The sequence below is a fragment of the Silvibacterium acidisoli genome (genome assembly GCA_022870745.1).
GTDB lineage: Bacteria > Acidobacteriota > Terriglobia > Terriglobales > Acidobacteriaceae > Silvibacterium.
The window spans coordinates 4,449,739-4,468,690 of sequence record CP085323.1 but is presented as its reverse complement, the minus strand read 5'-3'; the positions used below and the strand labels follow the sequence as shown (position 1 = coordinate 4,468,690).

14 protein-coding genes and 1 tRNA gene are annotated in these 18,952 nt (G+C 57.3%); 6 read left to right on the top strand and 9 right to left on the bottom strand.

Annotation, left to right across the window (positions count from 1 at the left end; genetic code table 11):
• Window position 1: 1 nt before the first annotated feature.
• The 5 genes from LJD29_RS18605 to LJD29_RS18585 form a co-directional block, all read right to left on the bottom strand.
• Window positions 2-1,198, bottom strand: coding sequence for a glycoside hydrolase family 27 protein (locus LJD29_RS18605; RefSeq protein WP_446743069.1), 1,197 nt, complete (start codon window positions 1,196-1,198; stop codon window positions 2-4).
• An 83-nt stretch (window positions 1,199-1,281) separates the two neighbouring features.
• Entirely contained in the window at window positions 1,282-4,881 is a 3,600-nt protein-coding gene (locus tag LJD29_RS18600; protein WP_446743068.1) for a carboxypeptidase-like regulatory domain-containing protein, read from the bottom strand.
• 209 nt (window positions 4,882-5,090) lie between these two features.
• Window positions 5,091-6,569 (bottom strand): anti-sigma factor family protein, encoded by a 1,479-nt coding sequence (locus LJD29_RS18595; protein WP_446743067.1) that lies wholly within the window; start codon window positions 6,567-6,569, stop codon window positions 5,091-5,093.
• Between the two features lie 17 nt (window positions 6,570-6,586).
• On the bottom strand, window positions 6,587-7,165 hold the full coding sequence (locus LJD29_RS18590; RefSeq protein ID WP_446743066.1) for an RNA polymerase sigma factor: 579 nt from the start codon (window positions 7,163-7,165) through the stop codon (window positions 6,587-6,589).
• 438 nt (window positions 7,166-7,603) lie between these two features.
• A tRNA-Gln gene (locus LJD29_RS18585) sits at window positions 7,604-7,677 on the bottom strand.
• A gap of 189 nt (window positions 7,678-7,866) precedes the next feature.
• On the opposite strand from LJD29_RS18585, the gene LJD29_RS18580 reads away from it, so the two are divergent.
• From LJD29_RS18580 to LJD29_RS18565, 4 genes are all read left to right on the top strand, one after another.
• Window positions 7,867-8,259 carry a hypothetical protein gene (locus LJD29_RS18580; protein ID WP_446743065.1) on the top strand — a complete coding sequence of 131 codons (393 nt, stop codon included), beginning with the start codon at window positions 7,867-7,869 and terminating at the stop codon, window positions 8,257-8,259.
• 65 nt (window positions 8,260-8,324) lie between these two features.
• Complete coding sequence (locus tag LJD29_RS18575) at window positions 8,325-9,578, top strand: TolC family protein (protein WP_446743064.1); 1,254 nt, start codon at window positions 8,325-8,327, stop codon at window positions 9,576-9,578.
• On the top strand, window positions 9,575-10,666 hold the full coding sequence (locus LJD29_RS18570) for an efflux RND transporter periplasmic adaptor subunit (protein WP_446743063.1): 1,092 nt from the start codon (window positions 9,575-9,577) through the stop codon (window positions 10,664-10,666). The genes LJD29_RS18575 and LJD29_RS18570 overlap by 4 nt, the downstream gene beginning before the upstream one ends.
• Window positions 10,666-13,749, top strand: coding sequence for an efflux RND transporter permease subunit (locus LJD29_RS18565; protein ID WP_446743062.1), 3,084 nt, complete (start codon window positions 10,666-10,668; stop codon window positions 13,747-13,749). Before LJD29_RS18570 ends, LJD29_RS18565 begins: the two co-directional genes overlap by 1 nt.
• Window positions 13,750-13,797: 48 nt before the next feature.
• On the opposite strand, the gene LJD29_RS18560 is transcribed toward LJD29_RS18565, so the two are convergent.
• The 4 genes from LJD29_RS18560 to mazG all read right to left on the bottom strand — a co-directional run bounded on the left by LJD29_RS18560 (window position 13,798) and on the right by mazG (window position 17,542).
• A complete protein-coding gene (locus tag LJD29_RS18560) occupies window positions 13,798-14,697 on the bottom strand; it encodes a tetratricopeptide repeat protein (RefSeq protein WP_446743061.1) in 900 nt (299 codons plus the stop codon).
• Window positions 14,698-14,796: 99 nt separating this feature from the next.
• Complete coding sequence (menC, locus tag LJD29_RS18555; protein ID WP_446743060.1) at window positions 14,797-15,918, bottom strand: o-succinylbenzoate synthase; 1,122 nt, start codon at window positions 15,916-15,918, stop codon at window positions 14,797-14,799.
• A complete protein-coding gene (locus LJD29_RS18550; RefSeq protein WP_446743059.1) occupies window positions 15,915-16,703 on the bottom strand; it encodes a GNAT family N-acetyltransferase in 789 nt (262 codons plus the stop codon). The genes menC and LJD29_RS18550 overlap by 4 nt, the downstream gene beginning before the upstream one ends.
• Window positions 16,700-17,542 carry a nucleoside triphosphate pyrophosphohydrolase gene (mazG, locus tag LJD29_RS18545; RefSeq protein ID WP_446743058.1) on the bottom strand — a complete coding sequence of 281 codons (843 nt, stop codon included), beginning with the start codon at window positions 17,540-17,542 and terminating at the stop codon, window positions 16,700-16,702. Before mazG ends, LJD29_RS18550 begins: the two co-directional genes overlap by 4 nt.
• 68 nt (window positions 17,543-17,610) lie before the next feature.
• Between mazG and LJD29_RS18540 the strand changes: the two genes are divergently transcribed.
• Together LJD29_RS18540 and LJD29_RS18535 are read left to right on the top strand one after the other, a co-directional pair.
• A complete protein-coding gene (locus LJD29_RS18540; protein WP_446743057.1) occupies window positions 17,611-18,366 on the top strand; it encodes a prepilin peptidase in 756 nt (251 codons plus the stop codon).
• 21 nt (window positions 18,367-18,387) lie between these two features.
• Window positions 18,388-18,951, top strand: coding sequence for a hypothetical protein (locus LJD29_RS18535; RefSeq protein ID WP_446743056.1), 564 nt, complete (start codon window positions 18,388-18,390; stop codon window positions 18,949-18,951).
• The last annotated feature ends 1 nt before the right edge of the window (window position 18,952 follow it).

The following is an 18,952-nucleotide window of genomic DNA, read 5'->3' as shown; positions in this document are numbered from 1 at the left end:
TCTAACGCTGTGGATCTTGGCGGCTAACACGCAACAGAACTACGCCGTGCCCGGGAACCTGAAAGACCATCGGACCTTTCATCGGAGTCATCTCAGTTCCTGCCCACACGTCGCGTACCTTCGAGGCATGGTCCAGCCCGAGCATGCTGAGGTCCACCGTAGCTTTCATGGAGCCCGGGTGCCGGTTAAAGATGCCTATCGCTGCGCCCCCATCGGCTAAAGGACGAAGCCATACTTCCATCGGCCCTACAGCGCTCACTCGATCGCCTTGCTTCCCTGCCTGGTCCTGATCGATCGCGATCACGTCTTTATTGGTCAGCAGCGCCACGGTTTCCGGAGTCATGTGCGTCAGATCATTTCCGGCCAACAATGGCGCGGCTAGAATCGCCCAAAGGCTTATGTGTGTGCGGTACTCCTGTAAGTTCATACCGCCGTTACCGATCTCCAACATATCCGGATCGTTCCAGTGCCCCGGCCTCGCAAATTTAGCAAGACCTGCCTGGCTGAAACCGATCTCCACCATGCTGGCGTAGTTGTCTCTGATGTCGTAGGTAGTGCGCCATGCATTGCCCCCGACGCTCGCTCCCCACTCCCACACGGAGTCCACTCCGTATTGGCAGAGGCTGTACACGATCGGCCTCTCGGTTGCCTGCAGAGCATCCCGCATCTTGAGGTAGGCATTCACCATCATGTTGTGCGCTGCTTCGGGCGAACCAGCCGCCTTCATCTGATCGCGCATACCGCACAGGTCGTACTTCAGATAATCGATGCCCCAGGCAGCAAAGGTCTTTGCATCTTGTTCCTCGTGCCCGTAACTTCCCTCGTAGCCAGCGCAGGTTTTCAAGCCAGGTGAAGAATAGATACCCAACTTCAGTCCCTTGCTGTGTACGAAATCGGCCAGAGCCTTCATGTCGGGAAACTTCGCGTTCGCCTGGATATTTCCTTGCGCATCGCGCACACCTTCCCAGTCGTCGTCGATGTTCACGTAGACGTAGCCTGCATCGCGCATACCGCTTGTCACCATTGCCTCGGCGATAGCCCGGATGGTCGCGTCGTCCGCCTTATCGCGGAAGTGATTCCAACTATTCCATCCCATCGATGGCGTAGAGGCCAGCTCTTGCCCATGAGACGCCGTTACCGACAGCGCCAATAACGCGATACCCAGGCACCGCCATAAATACTTGCTCGTCAAAGCCATCTCCAATGTAAGAACGTGAAAGAAATGAGGACACATCTTCCTGCCGTCTTAAGCAGGCGAGCGGAAGATGTGTCCGAAGGGTTTTAGAAATTGATCCTGGCGTTGAGTTGGATGTAGCGAGGATTGTTGGACTGGTTGCCGTCGAGCGTCCCGAAAGTAGCTACCGACGGCACGAGATATGGGTTGGTCCACCACGACGTATTGAATGCATTGATGAAGGATGCGCGGACGGACGTCGACACACGATCCGATAACTGGAACTTCTTCGTGATCGCGAGATTGATATCGTCCCTCTGTCCGGGTGCACGCGTGTTGCCCATGTAGCGCGGCATGTAGCGCACGTTGTTCGAGAGCTGGATTCTCGAATCAGCGCGCTTCGCATCCGCTGAAGTCCATGCGTTGCCATTTGCGTCTGTCGGAAGGTAGAAGCCCGAGATATCGATCATGGGCGTGCCGGTTCCCACAAGCGCTTTGTCGTACTTGAAGTGAAGCTTTCTTGGATCACCGGAGTAGAACACATTGCCGAAATCCAGTGGATAGCCGCTCTGCGTACCGTAGCTTCCGCTCGCTTGCCAGCCTCCGAGAGCCATATCGGCCCACAGCGGCATCGAGTTCAACCAATGACGTTCTCTTCCGAATGGGAGTTCCCCCACGAAGGTCGCGGTGAAGCGTTGCGGAACATCCTGGCTGGACAGCGCCTTCGTGGATAGAACCTGGAAGTCGTTGTTGAAGCCCGAGCGTTCCAGGAGTTTCGACCATGTGTAGACCGCAGTAAACGAGTACCCATCAGCGAATCTGCGTACGACCTTGGTGTTGAGAGAGTGATAGACGTCGCTGGAGTTGAAGACAGTTGAGGTAATGCCCGTGAATTGCGGTCTCGGACGGAGCAACTGCTGCACCTGCACAGTACTGCCAGTGTTGAGAGCAGTCGAATTTTGTGAGGTGGAACCGAGCAGTCCATAAAAGGGGTTGCTTACGGTGCGGGTCATCGCATTGATGAGCGCTGTATCGCGTGTAGGGCTCGTTGAGAAATATTGTTGCGGAACAGCATCTTCGATGTTGCTGCTTTGGCCGATGTTCCAGCCTTTGCTTCCCAGATACACGACATCGGCAACCCATTTCTTGAGGAAGGCATGCTGGACCTCAGCAGTCCAATGTGCCGCGTATTGCGTAAGAGGGTTTACGGGAAAGTATGTCGCGGCTGCGCCAAGGTTCTGGTAGAGCCCCAGGCTTGTGCCCGTGGGCTGGACCACTCCGTTTGGGAATGGATTGCTGATGTTCGCAGCAAATGTCAGTCCGTTGTCAGTCGTCGGAGTAAGGTTCGTCGTCTGGCTGAAGCCAGTCTGATTCCCCGCCGGCCAGAATGCGTTGGCGGTAGAGAGAGGAATCTTGTACAAGCCCGCACCCGTACGAATGACAGTATCCTCACGCAGAGCATAGGCAAGGCCCATTCGCGGAAGGAAGACCTTCTTATCGGCGTTGAAGAAGCCACGATGCGTGCTGTCTGCCCACGTATAGCCTCCCAGCACGGAGAAGTCCGTCTTCACAGGAAGCCCCAGACCTGGGTCTAATCCACCCGGAAACGCGGAGGTGAAGGCGCCCTGCGCGGCTGATTGGGTCGGGTTCGCGGAGGTCAGATCGAATCCGCGAGTGTTACGGTTGTAGCGGTCGGTGGGCGCTCCTTCAAACTCGTAGCGCAGGCCAGCTGCAATCGACAACTTTGGTGTGACATTCCATTCATCCTGCAGGAAGGCAGAGTGATAGAAAATCTGCGCGGCATAACTGGCATTGACATCGATGCTGCCCGCGGTGGGCTGCCCAACCAGCAGATCTGTGATGCCCATGCCGTACTGAGTGGTGCTGGTGTCAGTCTGCGAGGCGAAGCTTCCGTTGAACGTGTAGTTTCCGTTGTTGTTTCCGGTGCTGTTGTAGTTCGTGCGATACAGCCTTCCGTCATAGCCGAACTTGATGAGATGGTTCCTGACGCTCTTGGTCAACGAAGCCGCTGCGGAATACTGATTCAATGCACGGTCGTACGGAGTTGAGGAGATGGTGGACAGGTCCGCGCTGCTGATGATCGGTAGATAGCTGGTGCCATGGAATTCCGCAAGCGCTTTGCTCGAAAAGCCCAGCGAGGAGAGATCGTAGCCCACAGTCAGCGGACCGAAAAATTGTTCGAAGCGATTGAAACCAAGCCGCGCGTCGAGCACCGTATTTGCAGTCAGGGCGATGGTATCTGTAATACCAAAGCCATGGTTGATGAGCTCATAGTTATAGGAGCCGGGATGAAGCGCACTGCCAAGGTTTGGCGCTACACCGGATGTCTCTTTTCGATTGCTCTGAAAGTAGTCCATCGCGAGGTGATGGTCATTGGTAAAGTGATGGTCTCCGCGAACCATCCATGCATAGTAGGTATCCGTATCGGAGTTGGGGCTGTAGAAGTTGGGAGTGCCATCCACCGTGCCCCCCGGGATGTTGGGTTGCGGATAGAGCGAGAGCACCTTCTGACCGAACGTACTGAGAAGGCTGGCAGGGATCTGGTTGTTGAGGAAAGGCTGGCGAATCACATGCCCGTCCGATGTAGCAGTCGCGGAAAAAGGATTGTAGACCTGCTGGTTCGCGGTGTTGCAGAGGCCATTCGTAAAGCCTGAGGTACATACCTCAGAGAGATCTCCGGTGCGCATCTTGAGCGTGGGAACCTCGTAGCTCGTCGGCCTCGGAAGAGTATCGCGGACTTCGTCCAGGAAAGCGAAGAAGAAGGTTTTGCTTCTGCCGTCATACGCATGCGGAATGACAACCGGGCCGCCAAATGTGCCGCCGAAGTGGTTCGATCTCTGTGCAGGTTTGGCCTGGTTCAATTCTTCTTCATGCCAGGTGCGCCCATTCAGGTACGAGTTTTCAAAGTACTCATAGACTGATCCGTGCGGCTGATTGGTCCCACTCTTGGTGTTGAAGTTGAAGTTTGCGGCGGCAGTGTTTCCGTCGCTGCCATTGAACCAGAGCGTAGAGACATTGACCTGATCGATCGCCTCTGAAGGAGGGACAATCGCCATGGCCTGGGCTCCGCCGGTTGTTGCATTGGCAGGAACCCCGTTCAGGTAATACGAGCTCGCGCCGGGAGTACCGTTGACACGAAATGTCGTGATCGCGCCAATGTCGAAGACCCGGCTGTAGATCGGGTTGCCCGTGTTGATGCTGCCGCCGACCAACTGAAGAAGCTGGGTCGGGTTGCCATCAGCGATCGGCAGGCCGCTGATATCCCTGGTGTCGAAGAGTTGTGAGATGTTCGCGTTCGCGGTCTCCAGGGCTGGCGTACCCGCCTCTACGGTAACCGTGGACGAGGCCTCGCTCAGCTTCAAAGTGATGTTCACTTTGACTTCCTGCGCGGTGTCGAGCCTGAGGTCGTGCTTCTCCCAGCGCCGAAACCCGTTCGCCTCCGCGGACAGGATATATGTTCCGGGATCAATGAAATTCAGGACATAGCTTCCCGTGCTATCCGACTTGGTAGTAGTCTCCACGCCTGTAGCCTGGTTGTGGATCGTCACAATCGCCCCTACGACCACGGCTTTCGATGGATCTGTAACTGCCCCTGTTACACTTGCGCGATACTCCCGGGCACCGGCCGGCATCCGGCAGATAACCAATATGGCCACCCAGACGAGCATGACAAAACGTCGCCGCATCTGTGCGGCTCCTCTCAACGGTTGCATCCATTCCTCCACTTGAACTTGACTTAACGTGAGCGAGGCACAGCGCTCCTTACAGCCGTCGAAATCGCGATTCGATTGTTTGTGTGCTGAGATAGAGTGGAGGATTTTCTGACGCGGGTGCAGCGCTTGCATGAAAGTACTGTGAATTGAAAGATTGCTGTGCCGACAATCTTTTTGGGGGATTAATTCTGCGACAAGAGCCTGCGGACCTGCTGAACTCTCATATCAAGGGTGGATTTGGAGGCAGTAGAGCTCTGCCATAGCAAGTCATGGATGGATGCATCCAGATTTTGCGCCTCCGCAAGCGTCAGCACCTTGTCGGATCCACGCGTAGATCCAACCAGAGGCTGAATGTCTGCGGAGAGTTCTATCTGGGCGGCACTTAGAGCGCGTCTCTCCGACGCAACAAGCTCGGATAGATCCTTCGCGCACGAGCAGCGCGACAAGGCAGCCTGGCGACGTTCGAGCCTATCGAGGATGAATGCACGACCCAGGATTGTCCTCGAAGAACGAAGCGCCTGATTGCTGAACTCGACCGCATTATCAGCATCACTGAAGCGTTGGTTCAACCATCCTGTCGCCAAGGGCTGGGAGTCTCCAACCGGAGTGATCCGCCCCGGGATGACGCCATGGAGGTCGCCGGGATGATCGGGCAGATGAATGTCCAGTACAACATGTGGTAGATCGGCAAAGGCCTTTGCAAGCTCTGTCTTGCGAGCTTCATCGCGTACGATCGCCTTCACCTGCACCTCGGGGCCGCGCCTGAGGACGATCGCCTCCCACCCGGTATCCGCGTTGAGTTGATGCAGTAGCTCCCAGGCCTGGACCTCTGACAGATCGCCTTGATTGTCGACAAACTGAGGCGGCATCTTCTGCATGTTCGGCGTAGTTGCGGTCTCGGTGATAGGAATAGTTGGTGGTGCTTCTGCCGCCTCCAGAATGCTGATCTCTTCGTTGCCCGCTAAATCGAGTGTCAGCTTGCTCGTTCGATAGTTATCTACGCGCAACTCGAGGCTCGCTGCATGTACAGTGCCTTCATCCGCGGTTGTCTGTATCTCCCAAAATGCGTCGTGCTTTGTTACACGGTCATGTCGCCTGGGCAATGAGCTACGCCAATTTGCATAGGCTTTGGCCGAAAGCGGATTTCCATGGCCCCAGGAGGTGTCTCGTATCTTGCGCAAGGCCTGGCCACAACGCACTGAACTATCCAGTGACACCAGCTTTTCGTTTGCCTTCCCTACCGCACAGGTTTGACCGCTCACATTCACACTGTAAAAGGGAGCATCGCCGGACCGGCTCTCATAAGACATGGCCTCGGAGAGTAGCCCCGATGCGCGTACCGTCGGCATGGTTCCAGGATTGAAGAAGAGAGCGAAGACGCAAAGAAACACGACCGTGACAGCGATCGCGGGCTTCCATGCAAAAACAAACTGCTTCGATCGAGGGCTCTTTCCCTTTTGAGACGGCTGTGGCAACGCCTCTCGATATCCGACCTCGGCCACGCGCTCAATCACGGCATGCGCGAGCTGAAATTCCGCGAACTCTTTTCGGCACGCGGCGCACCCCGCGAGGTGCTCTTCAACCGCCTGCCGTGCGCTTTCCGAAAGCCGGTTGCCAGCCAACCCGAGGAATGCGATATCTGTAAGGTGTTCGGTTCTCATCTGCTTCGCACAGGCGGCTATAATTTAGCCCGAACTTTCTTGATCACATCGAGCGTGAGTCTTCGTGCTGTCCAGCGTGAGATACCGAGGGCGGAGGCGATTTTTGGAAAATCGTAACCACGGAAGTACATCAGGACGCACTCGCGCTCACGGTCTGATAACTCGCTCAAAACCTTCGTGCCCAAAAGCAACATTCTCTGATCGATGACCTGCTTTTCCCGCGAAGGCTGGGTATCCTGTGGCTCCCATGAAATGTTCTCGCCGTCCTGCGTCAGAGCTTCCAACGAAACATGGAGATCCGGGCGTTGCTTGTTGAAGCTCCGATACGCCAGACGCTGCGTGATGGTTCGCATCCAGGCCCCGATCCATCGTACAGGCTCCCCAGCGGCCTTGGCGCGAAACAACTCAGTGAAGGCCTCCTGCGCGAGGTCTTCAGCGTCCGCCGTGTTCCCGACCAGAGAGTAGGCATGGCGAAAGACGCGCTTCCAGGAGACAAAGTCCAAAACGGCATCATCTGGCCCGGCCGGCGTGACTGCCTCTGGCTCAGATTTTTGCTCTGCCCGGATGTCCAAGCGCAGTGGCATGTCGCCGCCCATTACCTATACCCTCATCTGCCTTCCGTCACACAGCCATGTCCTCGCCACACCACTTCGTTTGCGGCGTCGTCCGGGATTCAGCTAGAGCGAATAACCCCAGTATAGGAGTTCCGCGATTCTGGAGATGTGAAAAGTGGACACCGCAACAATAAGGGTATTTGAACTAAACATTGCAGGATTTCGCGACTCGATCCGTATCCCCAAAACGCGCCGGCTGTCTGCGAACTTCTTCGGAAGGGAATGCTGGTGAGTAATTCTTTTCATTGATGTCTTGGATTTAGGAAATCCTGGAAAAATGAGAGACCGGGTAATCTCATGCATTTTTAAGTATCTGACTTAGATTCAAACATTTAAAGGCGACATCAAACGGCGCGATTTCCCATTCGGGGATTCCTATCACCGCAATATCTATCTTATTATCAGAAACTTATAATATTCTGGTTGCCCCCCAGGGATTCGAACCCCGATAGGCTGCTCCAGAGGCAGCTGTCCTACCATTGAACGAGAGGGCAATATTGAATGGCGCGGAAGAACAATGTCCTGTCCTCAACCGCTTCTTCATATTAAAACGGCAACGGCTTCCGGTCAAACGATCCGGTGGAAAACGAAGGACTTCCGCCCCGCAGGGCACTGCTCCGGCAACATGCCGATTTTCGTGATCGGTTACAATCGGTCCTAGCGTGGAATTAATCTTTAATTTGTTGTGGCTGACTCTGTCCGTCGGAATCTTCGGGTTCTGGATCTGGAGTCAGCGTCGCTGGGCAGACCGTTCCCTGCGCGCCACAACACGTATCCAGATCATGGCACTGGCAGTGCTGATCGTCATCCTGCTTCCGGTCGTCTCTCTTACTGACGATCTGCAGGCCTGCGCCGCCCCGGCGGAGATGGAACACCTGATACGCCGCATCGATTTACAACATTCACTCGACTCATCCCTGCAGGCAATTTCCCTGCTGGCCGTCGATACCCTTTCGCTTGAAGAGGCTTCACGCCTCCAGACACTTCTCAGCGCGCCCCGTGTAGAGAAAATTGCGCTGCCGAGCGAAGGCTTTCTGAATGTTGCCGGAACGCGGCCTCCTCCTGCGCTCGCATAGTTCTTTACGGCCTTTTTAGAAAAATCCTTGTACTTGTAATTTGTCGCTACGTTGAAAGTGGTGCAATGAAACTCTATCTACGCAGAAGCTTAGGCTTCCTGCCCCTGCTTGCATTGGGGACAGGATTTGCCTTTGGGCAGAGCACTACGGCTCCGCTCACCATGCAGCAGGCCATCGATATGGCCCGCACAAAGAATCCGACGCTCCTGTCTGGCCAGCAACATGTAACGGCCACCAAAGCAAACGAGATCACCGCCGGCTTGCGACTGAACCCGACCTTTCAGTTAAGCGGCCAGGATGTTTCGCTCGGTGCCGACAACCCCTCGAACCCGTACTCATATGCGGGCAACATTACCCGTACCTTCGAGCGTGGACAGAAGCGACGCTGGCGGCTCGATATTGCAAAGAACACGACAGACATTACTCAAAGCCAGTACAAGGACACCGAACGTCAGACCGTCCTGCAGGTAAAGACCGCTTTCACGCAAATGCTGGTGGCCAAAGCTGCACTCAAGATCTCAACCGACAACCTCGACAGCTACAAGCACACCGTCGATCTGAGCAAGGCGCGACGCGACGCCGGGGACATCAGCGAAACGGACTTCGAACGCATCGACCTTCAGCTTGCCGACTTCGAATCCGATTACGACAATGCCAAGTTGAACCTGACGCAGGCAAGCGACAGCCTTCAGTTACTGCTCGGTGTACAGAAGCCAGTCGACAACTTCGACATCACGGGCGAGCTTGATCCGCCGCCCGTCACAACGAATATGCAGCAGGTCGAGCAGGAAGCCCTCGCCGCGCGCCCGGATTACCAGGCGGCACTGCAGTCGATTCGCGTGGCAGACGCCAACGTGAAGCTGGCCGATGCAGATGCCAAGGTCGATCCCACAATCGGCGGCGAATACGAGCGTACCGGTGTGTACAACACGGCAGGTTTCCAGGTACAGATTCCGCTGCGCATCTTCGACCGGAACCAGGGCGAGAAGGAACGCACCCGTTACGAAGCCCAATCCAGCCGTTTTGCTGAAGTCGCCGCGCGCAACCAGGTGATCAACGATGTCGATCAGGCCTGGTCTGCGTACGACACGGCATCGACGCTTTCAAAACGATACAGCGGCCACTATCTGCAGGAAGCGCAGCATGTGCGCGACAACCTCGAGTTCAGCTACCGCCACGGCGGCAGCACTCTGCTCGACTATCTCGACGCCCTGCGCGACTACCGCCAGATTAATCTTGACTCGCTGAACGCCAACCAGCAGGTATGGCTCAGCATTCATCAGCTCAGCTTCGCGGCTGCCACGGAGATCCTGCCATGATTCGGCGCACACTTGCCGTAGCACTTCCCTTCTTTTTGCTCTCGCTCACCGCGTGCAAGCACGATCAGCCAGCCGCCGCAGAAAACCCTTCCGGCGCCGCACCGGCAAAGAGTGTCGTGGAAACGACCACCGTGCATACGCAACAGGTGTCAAACCAGCTGGTGCTGCCAGCCAAGGTGACTCCGAACCCGACCTCGGTCGTGCACATCTTCCCGCCAATCAGCGGGCGCGTGGTCGAGCTGAAGGTTCTTCCGGGCCAGGATCTGGCCAAGGGTCAACAGATCGGACTGTTGCAGAGCAGCGATGCCGCGCAGACCCGTTCCGATTTTGAGAAAGCCAAGATCGAAGCCGCCCGCGCCGACCTGCAATTGAATCGCGCCAAGGAGCTGCTACAACACCAGGTAATGGCCCAGCGCGATTACGACGATCTAAAGGCGATGGACGATGCCGATCACTCCGAGCTCGAGCGTGCCCGCCAGGCCCTGCACATTCTCGGCTTCTCGGAGAATGACACCAGCGACGTGATCCCGATTCGCGCCCCCATCAGTGGCGCAGTGCTCGATGTAGGAACAGCCAACGGCGAACTTCAGCGCTCGCTCGACAACGCAAATGCAATCGCCACGATTGCAGATATCAGCTCTATCTGGGTTGTTGGAGATCTCTATCCGCGTGACCTCGACAAGGTGAAGGTCGGACAATCCGTAGACATTAACGTCACCGGTTATCCCGACAATGTTTATCACGGCACCGTCAGCAACATCTCCGACGCCGTCGATCCGACCTCGCTTACCCTCAAGGTTCGCGTTGTGTTGGCCAACCCTGGCCACAAGCTGAAGCCCCAGATGTATGCCAACATCGCGGTTACAAATCAGAAGCGTACCTCGATCGTGGTTCCGGCAACCGCTGTCATCCAGAACGGCAAGAACATCTTCGTATTTGTTGAAACAACCCCAGGTAAATACGAGCGCCGCGATGTGGTGCTCGGCGAAACGCATGACACGTCAGACGAAATCACGCAGGGGCTGCAGGACGGTGATAGGGTCGTCATCACCGGCGCCGAGCTGCTGCGCGAATCAGAGGCGGAATAATGCACGGGCTCATTCGTACACTCCTCAAATTCCGCAATGTCGTCCTCATCCTCTTCCTCGCGTCTCTCGCGGTGGGTGCGGTCGCTTTTACCAAGCTCGACATTGAAGCCTATCCCGACCCTTCGCCGCCGATGGTGGAGTTCATTACGCAGAACCCTTCGTGGTCGGCAGAAGAGATGGAGCAGCAGGTCACTGTTCCTCTCGAAGCCGGATTGAACGGCACGCCGCATCTCGACCAGATTCGCTCGATCAGCATCTTTGGCCTGAGCGACGTGAAGATGTATTTCGACTTCAACAGCGATTACTTCACCGATCGCCAGGAAGCACTCAATCGCATCCAGGAAGTTAATCTTCCCAACCAGCTTCAGCCACAGCTTTCGCCAGAGTCGCCCATCGGCGAAATCTATCGCTACCAGCTTACCGGCCCCGGCTATTCACTCAATGAGCTCAAGGCCACGCAGGACTGGCTGCTCGTTCGCCAGTTCAAGCAGGTGCCCGGCATCATCGACGTTGCTACGCTGGGCGGCACCACCCGTCAGTACCAGGCTGAGGTCGATCCGCACAAGCTGATCGCCATGGGCGTGACCATGACACAGGTGGTCAACGCCATCCAGAACAGCAATGCCAATGCAGGCGGCAACTACCTTACGCTCGGCAGCCAGAGCGTGAACGTGCGCGGTATCGGACTGCTGCATTCGGTCGACGAGATGAAGAACATCGTCGTCGCCGAGCACAACGGCACTCCTGTGCTACTGAGCGATGTGGCAACCGTGCAGGAAGGTCATCAGCCTCGCCTCGGCAAAGTCGGACGCGATGAAAACCCTGACATCGTCGAAGGCGTGGTGCTGCTCAATAAAGGTGGAGAGTCGCTGCCTGCTCTTTCGGGCATTCGCCAGAAGGTGCACGATCTCAACACCGGCAACCTGCTGCCCAAGGGCATGCAGATCAAGACCATCTACGATCGAACCAAGCTGATCGACACCACCACGAAGACGGTGCGGCACATCATCATCACCGGGCTTGTGCTCGTGACACTGGTGCTGCTCATCATGCTCGGCGATCTGCGGCTGACCATCATCGCGGCCATCACGATCCCCTTCGCAGTGCTCTTCGCCTTTGCCATGATGGTGTTCACCAACCACTCGGCAAACCTGATCTCAATTGGCGCAATCGATTTCGGCATCCTCGTCGATTCATCCATCGTCGTGCTCGAAAGCGTATATCGCCGTATCTCGCGCAGGGTGGAAGGCGAAGATGTCGGCGAACTGATCATGGAAGGCGTGAGCGACGCAGCCAAGCCTGTGCTGTTCGCAACCCTCATCATTCTCGTCGCCTTCATTCCTCTCTTCACCATGGAGGGCGTGCCCGGCAAGATCTTTGCCCCCATGTCCGTCACATACGGATTCGCTCTGACAGGCGCGCTCATCTTCGGCCTCGTCTTCGCTCCGGTGCTCGGCTCTTTCGTTATACCCAAGGAAGTCAAACACGGGTCGACCGATACCAAGCTCAGCACCTTCCTGCGTCGCAACTACGATCGCAGCCTGCAGAAGGTTCTGCGCTTCGGCAAGATGACATGGATTGTCGCCTTCGCCTGCCTGCTCGGAGCAGTTCTGCTCTTCAAGCTGGTTGGCGGTGAATTCATGCCTGCCCTCGAAGAAGGCAACCTGTGGATTCGTGCAACGATGCAGCAGGATATGTCTTTCGATCAGTCGGAGAAGTACGCCGACCAGATTCGCGGCATTCTGCGCAGCTACCCCGAGATCACGCAGGTGGTCTCGCAGATGGGCCGTCCCGATGACGGAACCGACGTTGTCACCTTCAACGACATCGAGTTCCTGGCCGACCTGAAACCCAAGGAAGACTGGCGTCCCCGCTTCCACGGCAACAAGGATGAATTGATCGCCGCGATTGAGAAAGACTTCAGCCGCTATCCAGGCATCGATTTCAACTTCTCGCAGAACATTCAGGACAACGTCGAAGAGGCCATGTCCGGAGTCAAAGGCGAGAACTCGCTCAAGCTTTTCGGTACCGACTTCTATCAGCTCACCAGCCTTGCCGGCCAGATTGAGCGCGTAATGAACAAGGTCCCGGGCATCACCGACGTCGGCGTCTTCGACGTTACCGGTCAGCCCAGCCTCATGGTCTCCATCGATCGCCTCAAGGCAGCCCGCTACGGACTGCAGCCGCAGGATGTGAACAGCATCGTGCAGGCGGCGGTTGGTGGCGCGCCGGTCACGCAGATCATCGATGGCGACCGGCGCTTCGACTTCGCTGTGCGTTATTCGGCTCAGTACCGCGATACTCCGGATGCCATCGGCAAGATCCTCGTGCCGACGCCCGACGGCAACCAGGTACCGCTCAGTGCAATCGCAGACGTCAGCCTGAAGAACGGCGCGTTCATGGTTTACCACGAAGGCGGCCGGCGCTACATCCCGATCAAGTTCAGCGTACGCGGACGCGATCTGGCCAGCGCCATCCAGGACCTGCAGGGCCAGCTTGCTCAGAAGGTGAAGCTGCCCACCGGTTACGACTACACCTGGGCCGGTGAGTTCGACAGCCTGCGCAAGGAGCAGGCCCGCCTCGCGCTTATCATTCCGGTCAGCGTCGCCATCATCCTGGTGCTGCTCTACATCCAGTTCCGCACATGGAAAGATGCCTTCATCATCGTCGGCATGCTTCCCTTTGCATGGATCGGAGGCATCATCACCCTCTTCATTACGCACACGTCGTTCAGTATCTCTGCAGCGGTAGGCTTCACATCACTCACCGGTGTAGCGACTCTGGGCGCGGTCGTCTTCCTTGCCGGCATTCGCCGCGCACAGCGTGAAGACGGCATGGTGCATGGCCTGGAAAAGGGCGCGCTCGACGAAATGCGTCCTGTCGTAATGGCATGTCTCGCAGCGGGCCTCGGTTTGTTGCCCGCTGCTGTCGCTACCGAGATCGGCTCGCAAACCCAGCAGCCGCTCGCCCGCGTAGTCGTCGGAGGCATGATTACGACCCTGCTGGCCATTCTCTTCCTCATTCCGCTCATGGCGCGCCCCTCGCGCAAAGAGCGGGAACTTGAAGCAGAGAACCACAGCTAACACGCTGGGGCGAACGGTTCGACCGAACCGTTCGCCCCAGTTCACACCCTATCGGCGCGCATTCTGTTCAAGAGATGCCTGTTCCTGCACACCCGAGCGCCGAAGCATCCCTGCATAAATCGATTTCATTTCCCGATAGCGCGTCGAGTTCTGGCCCGCGGTCTTCGCGATGACCGCCAGTGACCGCTGCATATCCGCGATTGCATTTCTCTCATCGCCCAGCCGTTCATAGGCCTGCGCACGCAATGCATATCCAGCTCCGAGCATGAATGAGTCGGGGCCGCCTACGCCCGTCCATAGCGCTATCGCATGATTCAACTCTAGGAGCGCGCCGGCATCATCACCCTGCATAGACAGCAGCGAAGCCCTGTCGGCAAGCAGCACAGCCATATCGCCATCGGTGTAGGTGCGCGCCAGCGCAGCCTCACGAAAGGCAATCTCCAGCTGCTTCCGCATCGTCCGGGCATCTCTTCGGCTGAGCGCAATGCGTGCCAGATTGCCGGAGACATGCGCCACTCCTGCATGATCGCCGATCCTAAAGTACAGGTCGCGCGCCTGCTCCCGCAGCCGTTTTGAGCTACGCGCATCTCCGGTCATCAATAAGAGCGAGCCGTAATTATCGAGTGCAGCGGCATACAGTGGTTCACAGCCAGGCAGCGCTTGAAGGATTCGGATTGACTCTTTGTAGGCATGAAGCGATGAAGGCCCGTCTTCAATATCTTCATAGGCCAGCCCGAGCATGTCCCAGGCCATGCCTCTGCCCTGCATATCTAAATCCTTGGCTTCGCCCTGCAGCAGGCGCTGCAGAAGGGCGATCTCTTCAGCGAAGTGACCGCTATCGCGCAGCCTCACGGCTTCCGTAAGCGAGGCAATCTCCGTGGATTGCGCCTCGATCGAGAGTGACAGCATGAAGCAAAGAGATGGAAGGAACAGCCAGGAGATTCGCATGCACGCAGCATGCATCCACATTTTCGACCATTCCAGCGGCGTGCAGGGAGCACGCCGGTATTTGCAGTCGAGTAGCCGTTATTGCCCGAAAGGGATGAACTACACCACAGCCATGGCGCGAATCTCCTGCTTGCGCACCGTCAGGCGCTCCACCAGGTCTTCGCGCACTTCGTAACCGCGGCCCGGAGCGGTCGGCACGATGATCTCGCCGGCAGGCGAGACCTCGACAGCCGGCTCAATGATGTCATCTTTCCAATAGCGCTTCGAAGCGGAAACATCACCAGGCAGGCGGAAGTTCTCAAGCGACGATAAAGCGATATTGTGGGCACGGCCGATACCCGATTCGAGCATGCCTCCGCACCACACCGGAATTCCCCGCTCCATCGCGGCGTTGTGCACGGCTACTGCCTCGCCGAGGCCGCCCACGCGACCGCACTTGATGTTGATGATCTGGCAGGAGCCCATCTCAATGGCCGCCAGCGTATCGCGCCGGTTGTGGATCGACTCATCGAGACAGATCGGCGTATTCATCTGCTTCTGCAGCATGGAGTGGTAATAGAAATCGTCTGCCCAGAGAGGCTGCTCAACCATCAGCAGGTTGAACCGGTCCCAGCTCACAATCTCTTCGGCATCGCGCAGACGGTATGCAGAATTGGCATCGCAGCTCAGCAGAATGTCAGGCCAGCGCTTGCGCACCGCCTCGAAGACATGAGAATCCCAGCCGGGCTTGCACTTCAGCTTGATGCGCTGGTAGCCGGCAGCCAGTTCCTTTTCAATCTCCGACAATTGCTTCTCGAGTGACGGCTGAATACCGATCGAGACCCCGCAGGCAATCTTTTCGCGCGTGCCGCCCAGCAATTCTGCCAGCGGAATATCCCGGATCTGCGCCTCAAGGTCCCAGACAGCATTCTCAAGCGCAGCCTTGGCCATACGATGCCCACGAACCTGCTTGAAGATGCCGGGAATCTTGCCTGCATGCTCCGGCTCGGCGGCTGCCAGGGCCGGGGCAAGCTCCTGCTCCGCGATCAGCCATGCGGTATCGATGGTTTCGTAGGAATAATAAGGGTGCTCACCGGCAACGCACTCGCCCCATGCTGTAAATCCCTCACCCTTCAGTTCCACAAGCAGGATGCGGCGGTCGGTCGTAGTACCAAAGCTGGTCTGAAAGGGCTGAACGAGCGGCATGCGCAACTCGCGAAGAATGATGGCATCGATTTTCATAGATGACTGTGCCTTAAGTGCTCGAATTGCACCAATTCAAAGATACCGTTGCCCTGCGTGTCCCGGCGATAACCTGCAACTGCCAAGCCTCTTGCAAAAGCCTCTTGAAACTGCCTGCGGTTCTGCTGCTGCAACTCTGCCGCCTGACCGGCCAACTCTTCGGAAGCCTTCCACGCAGCGACCTGATATGGAACGGTGATGGTCGCCACAACCTCTGGAAGGCCCAGTTGCCTGCCTTCGAGAATGGCGCGAACCCGGTTGGAATCGAGATACCACTCCGCGTGCAAACGGTCCGTCGGCAATCCACCTTGCAGACGAGAAGAGGATACACCATAAAAGTTGGGGGTATATCGCCTGACAATCGCACCCAGCTTGTGGATATTCAAAAATGCGTTCTTGATCTCGAGCGGATCAAAGGTCCACTCCATCAGCCCGAATCCCCGTTCAAGCGCCTCAACCCGTTGAAAATGCTTGAGCTGGTAGCCCACCCCGTAATTCCGGTAAGCCGGGTCCACCGCCAGCATGTGGGAATGCAGATAGGGCTGAACCGGGCTACCGTGCACCGCCGGAAGGGCCATGGCGAAGCCAATCATGCGTCTCCCATCGAAAGCCCCTATTGCTTGTCCGCCAATATACTGACCGACAACAAAGACCCGCCGCGGAATCACATCGCCATCGGCGTAGCCCCAGGTTTCGATCTGCAGGCGTACGCAGTCGTCCAGTTCATCGAAGCCCTGGCAGGAACGAATCTCGATTGTTTTGCCGTCGCGGGTGGTGAAATTCAAGAAGCCCGCTCCCTCTGTTTCGCCCGAATCCAGAGAGCTTCCAGTTCGTCCGCCGATAGACCGTCAAGTGGCTGTTGATGAATCTGTTCCATCGAGCTGAACCGGCGGCGAAACTTGGCGTTGGTATCGCGCAGTGCCATTTCTGAATCAACCTTCAAGTGGCGCGCGAGATTTACTGCGGTAAATAGCAGATCGCCAAGCTCTTCCGCTGTCTCCCTGGATGCCTTGTCGGCCTTCATTTCAGCCTCGAGCTCTGCAATCTCCTCGCGGAGCTTTGCCATAAGCCCGGTTACATCAGGCCAGTCGAAACCGACTTTTGCCGCCCGGGAGCCGAGTTTTGCGGCTTCGGCCAGAGCAGGCATGGAACGGGGCACCTCGTCGAGATAGCTGTCGTTTGCCGGCCTTGCTGACTTTTCCAGTTTCTTGATCGCTTCCCAGTTGCGCAGCACTTCACCCGCGCCGATACCGTCCATCTCAAGCCCCGAGGCCCGGTTTCCGGCCTCGCGTGCCGCCTCTTCGCCAAATACGTGCGGATGGCGCCGGACGAGCTTTTGGCCAAGATTTTCCGTCACGTCATCGATAGTGAAGTAGCCGGCCTCGTCTGCCATCTGGGAATAAAAGAGCACCTGTAGCAGCAGGTCACCCAATTCGTCCTTCAGAGCGGGCCAGTCACGACGCTCAATGGCGTCCAGAACCTCGTAGGTTTCTTCAAGGGTGAACTTGCGGATGGTGTCGAAGCTTTGCTCGCGGTCCCACGGACAGCCGTCCGGGGCGCGAAGCCTCCGCATAATGCCCACTGCTCTGGCAAAGCCCGGATAGGAGTCGTTCTCGGCGGACATCTCAACCAGTCTAACCGATACCTGCCGCGATACTCTGCAGTGAAAGGCTTTAGGATCGTCTCTTGGATATGGTTCCGGATTTCGCGGTGGTGGTTGCAGGGCTCCTCTTCGGCAGCTTCCTCAACGTATGCATCTCACGCCTGCCCCGGCACGAGTCCATCGTGTCGCCACGCTCGCGCTGCCCCCACTGCCTTACCCCGGTCAGGTCCCTCGATAACATTCCCGTTTTGAGCTTCCTAGTTCTTCGGGGCCGCTGCCGCAGCTGCCGTGCTTCCATCGGCTGGCGCTATCCGGCGGTCGAGCTGGTCATGCCTGCTCTATGGCTTCTCTGCTGGCTTCGCTTCGGCGCGACGATCGAGGCGGGGGCGATGGGGGTACTCTGCTTTCTGCTGCTGGGGCTGGCCGTAATGGATGCGGAAACCATGCACCTGCCAGATGCCTTCACACTGCCGGGCATCCTGCTGGGTGTGCTGTATGCGGCCTGTCGTTCGGGTCTCCGCGGACTAGGCCTGGCGATCCTCTGGGCGCTCGCTGCCGGCTCTCTGATTGTCTTCATCCGCTGGGTTTACCGGAAGCTGCGCGGGCGCGAAGGCATGGGCCTGGGAGACGCGAAGCTGCTCGCGATGATCGCGGCCTGGCTTGGCCCGTGGCAGACCCTGCTGGCCTTCTTTCTTGCAGTGGTCGCCGGAGCGCTTTTCGGTCTCGCGCGGATGCGCCGCATGGAAGCGCGCCTCCCGTTGGGCGCATTTCTATGTATGGCTTCGCTTTACGTCATCTTTTTTGGGCAGGCGACAATCGACTGGTATCTCGGCTTCTTCCGTTGACACCTCGGTTAAGCTAGGGGCATGTTCCTGGAGCCACCATCTTCGGGGTTCTCTTTCGCATGGCGGACGACGCAGGTCTTCTGGCTGGCAACAGTCGCAGCACTTGAGCGGCATCCGCTGCCGCTTTTCACCTGCGCGGCGATTCCCGCGGCGATCCGGGCTTACTTGCTGCTGCACACCAGGCCGATCCATCGCTGGCAGCTCAACGCCATCGATGCGCTGCTGGTGGGCGCACGCGTGATGTTGTGCGTCATCGCCGTCTGGGTGGCACTCCCTACGAATGAATGGGACGAGCTGAAACGATACGTGATGCAGCCGACAGCCTTCGAAATTGCCCTCCAGCGCATTGGCGCTTACCTGGGCAGATCGCTGCACGTTTTCTTCTGGGAAGCGCTCTTTTTCGTAGCGGCGTTTCTACTCTTGAACTGGCTGTTGAGCTCGATCGCGCGGCCACTCAGTAAATCGAAGACCGCAATGCGCTCGCATGTTACGCATCGGGCCGTGTCGTCCATTTTGCGCAACCTGCTGCTCGTTCCCGCGGCACTCGTCTACCTGGTCGAGATCCTGAGGCTGCGCTTCTTTTAGC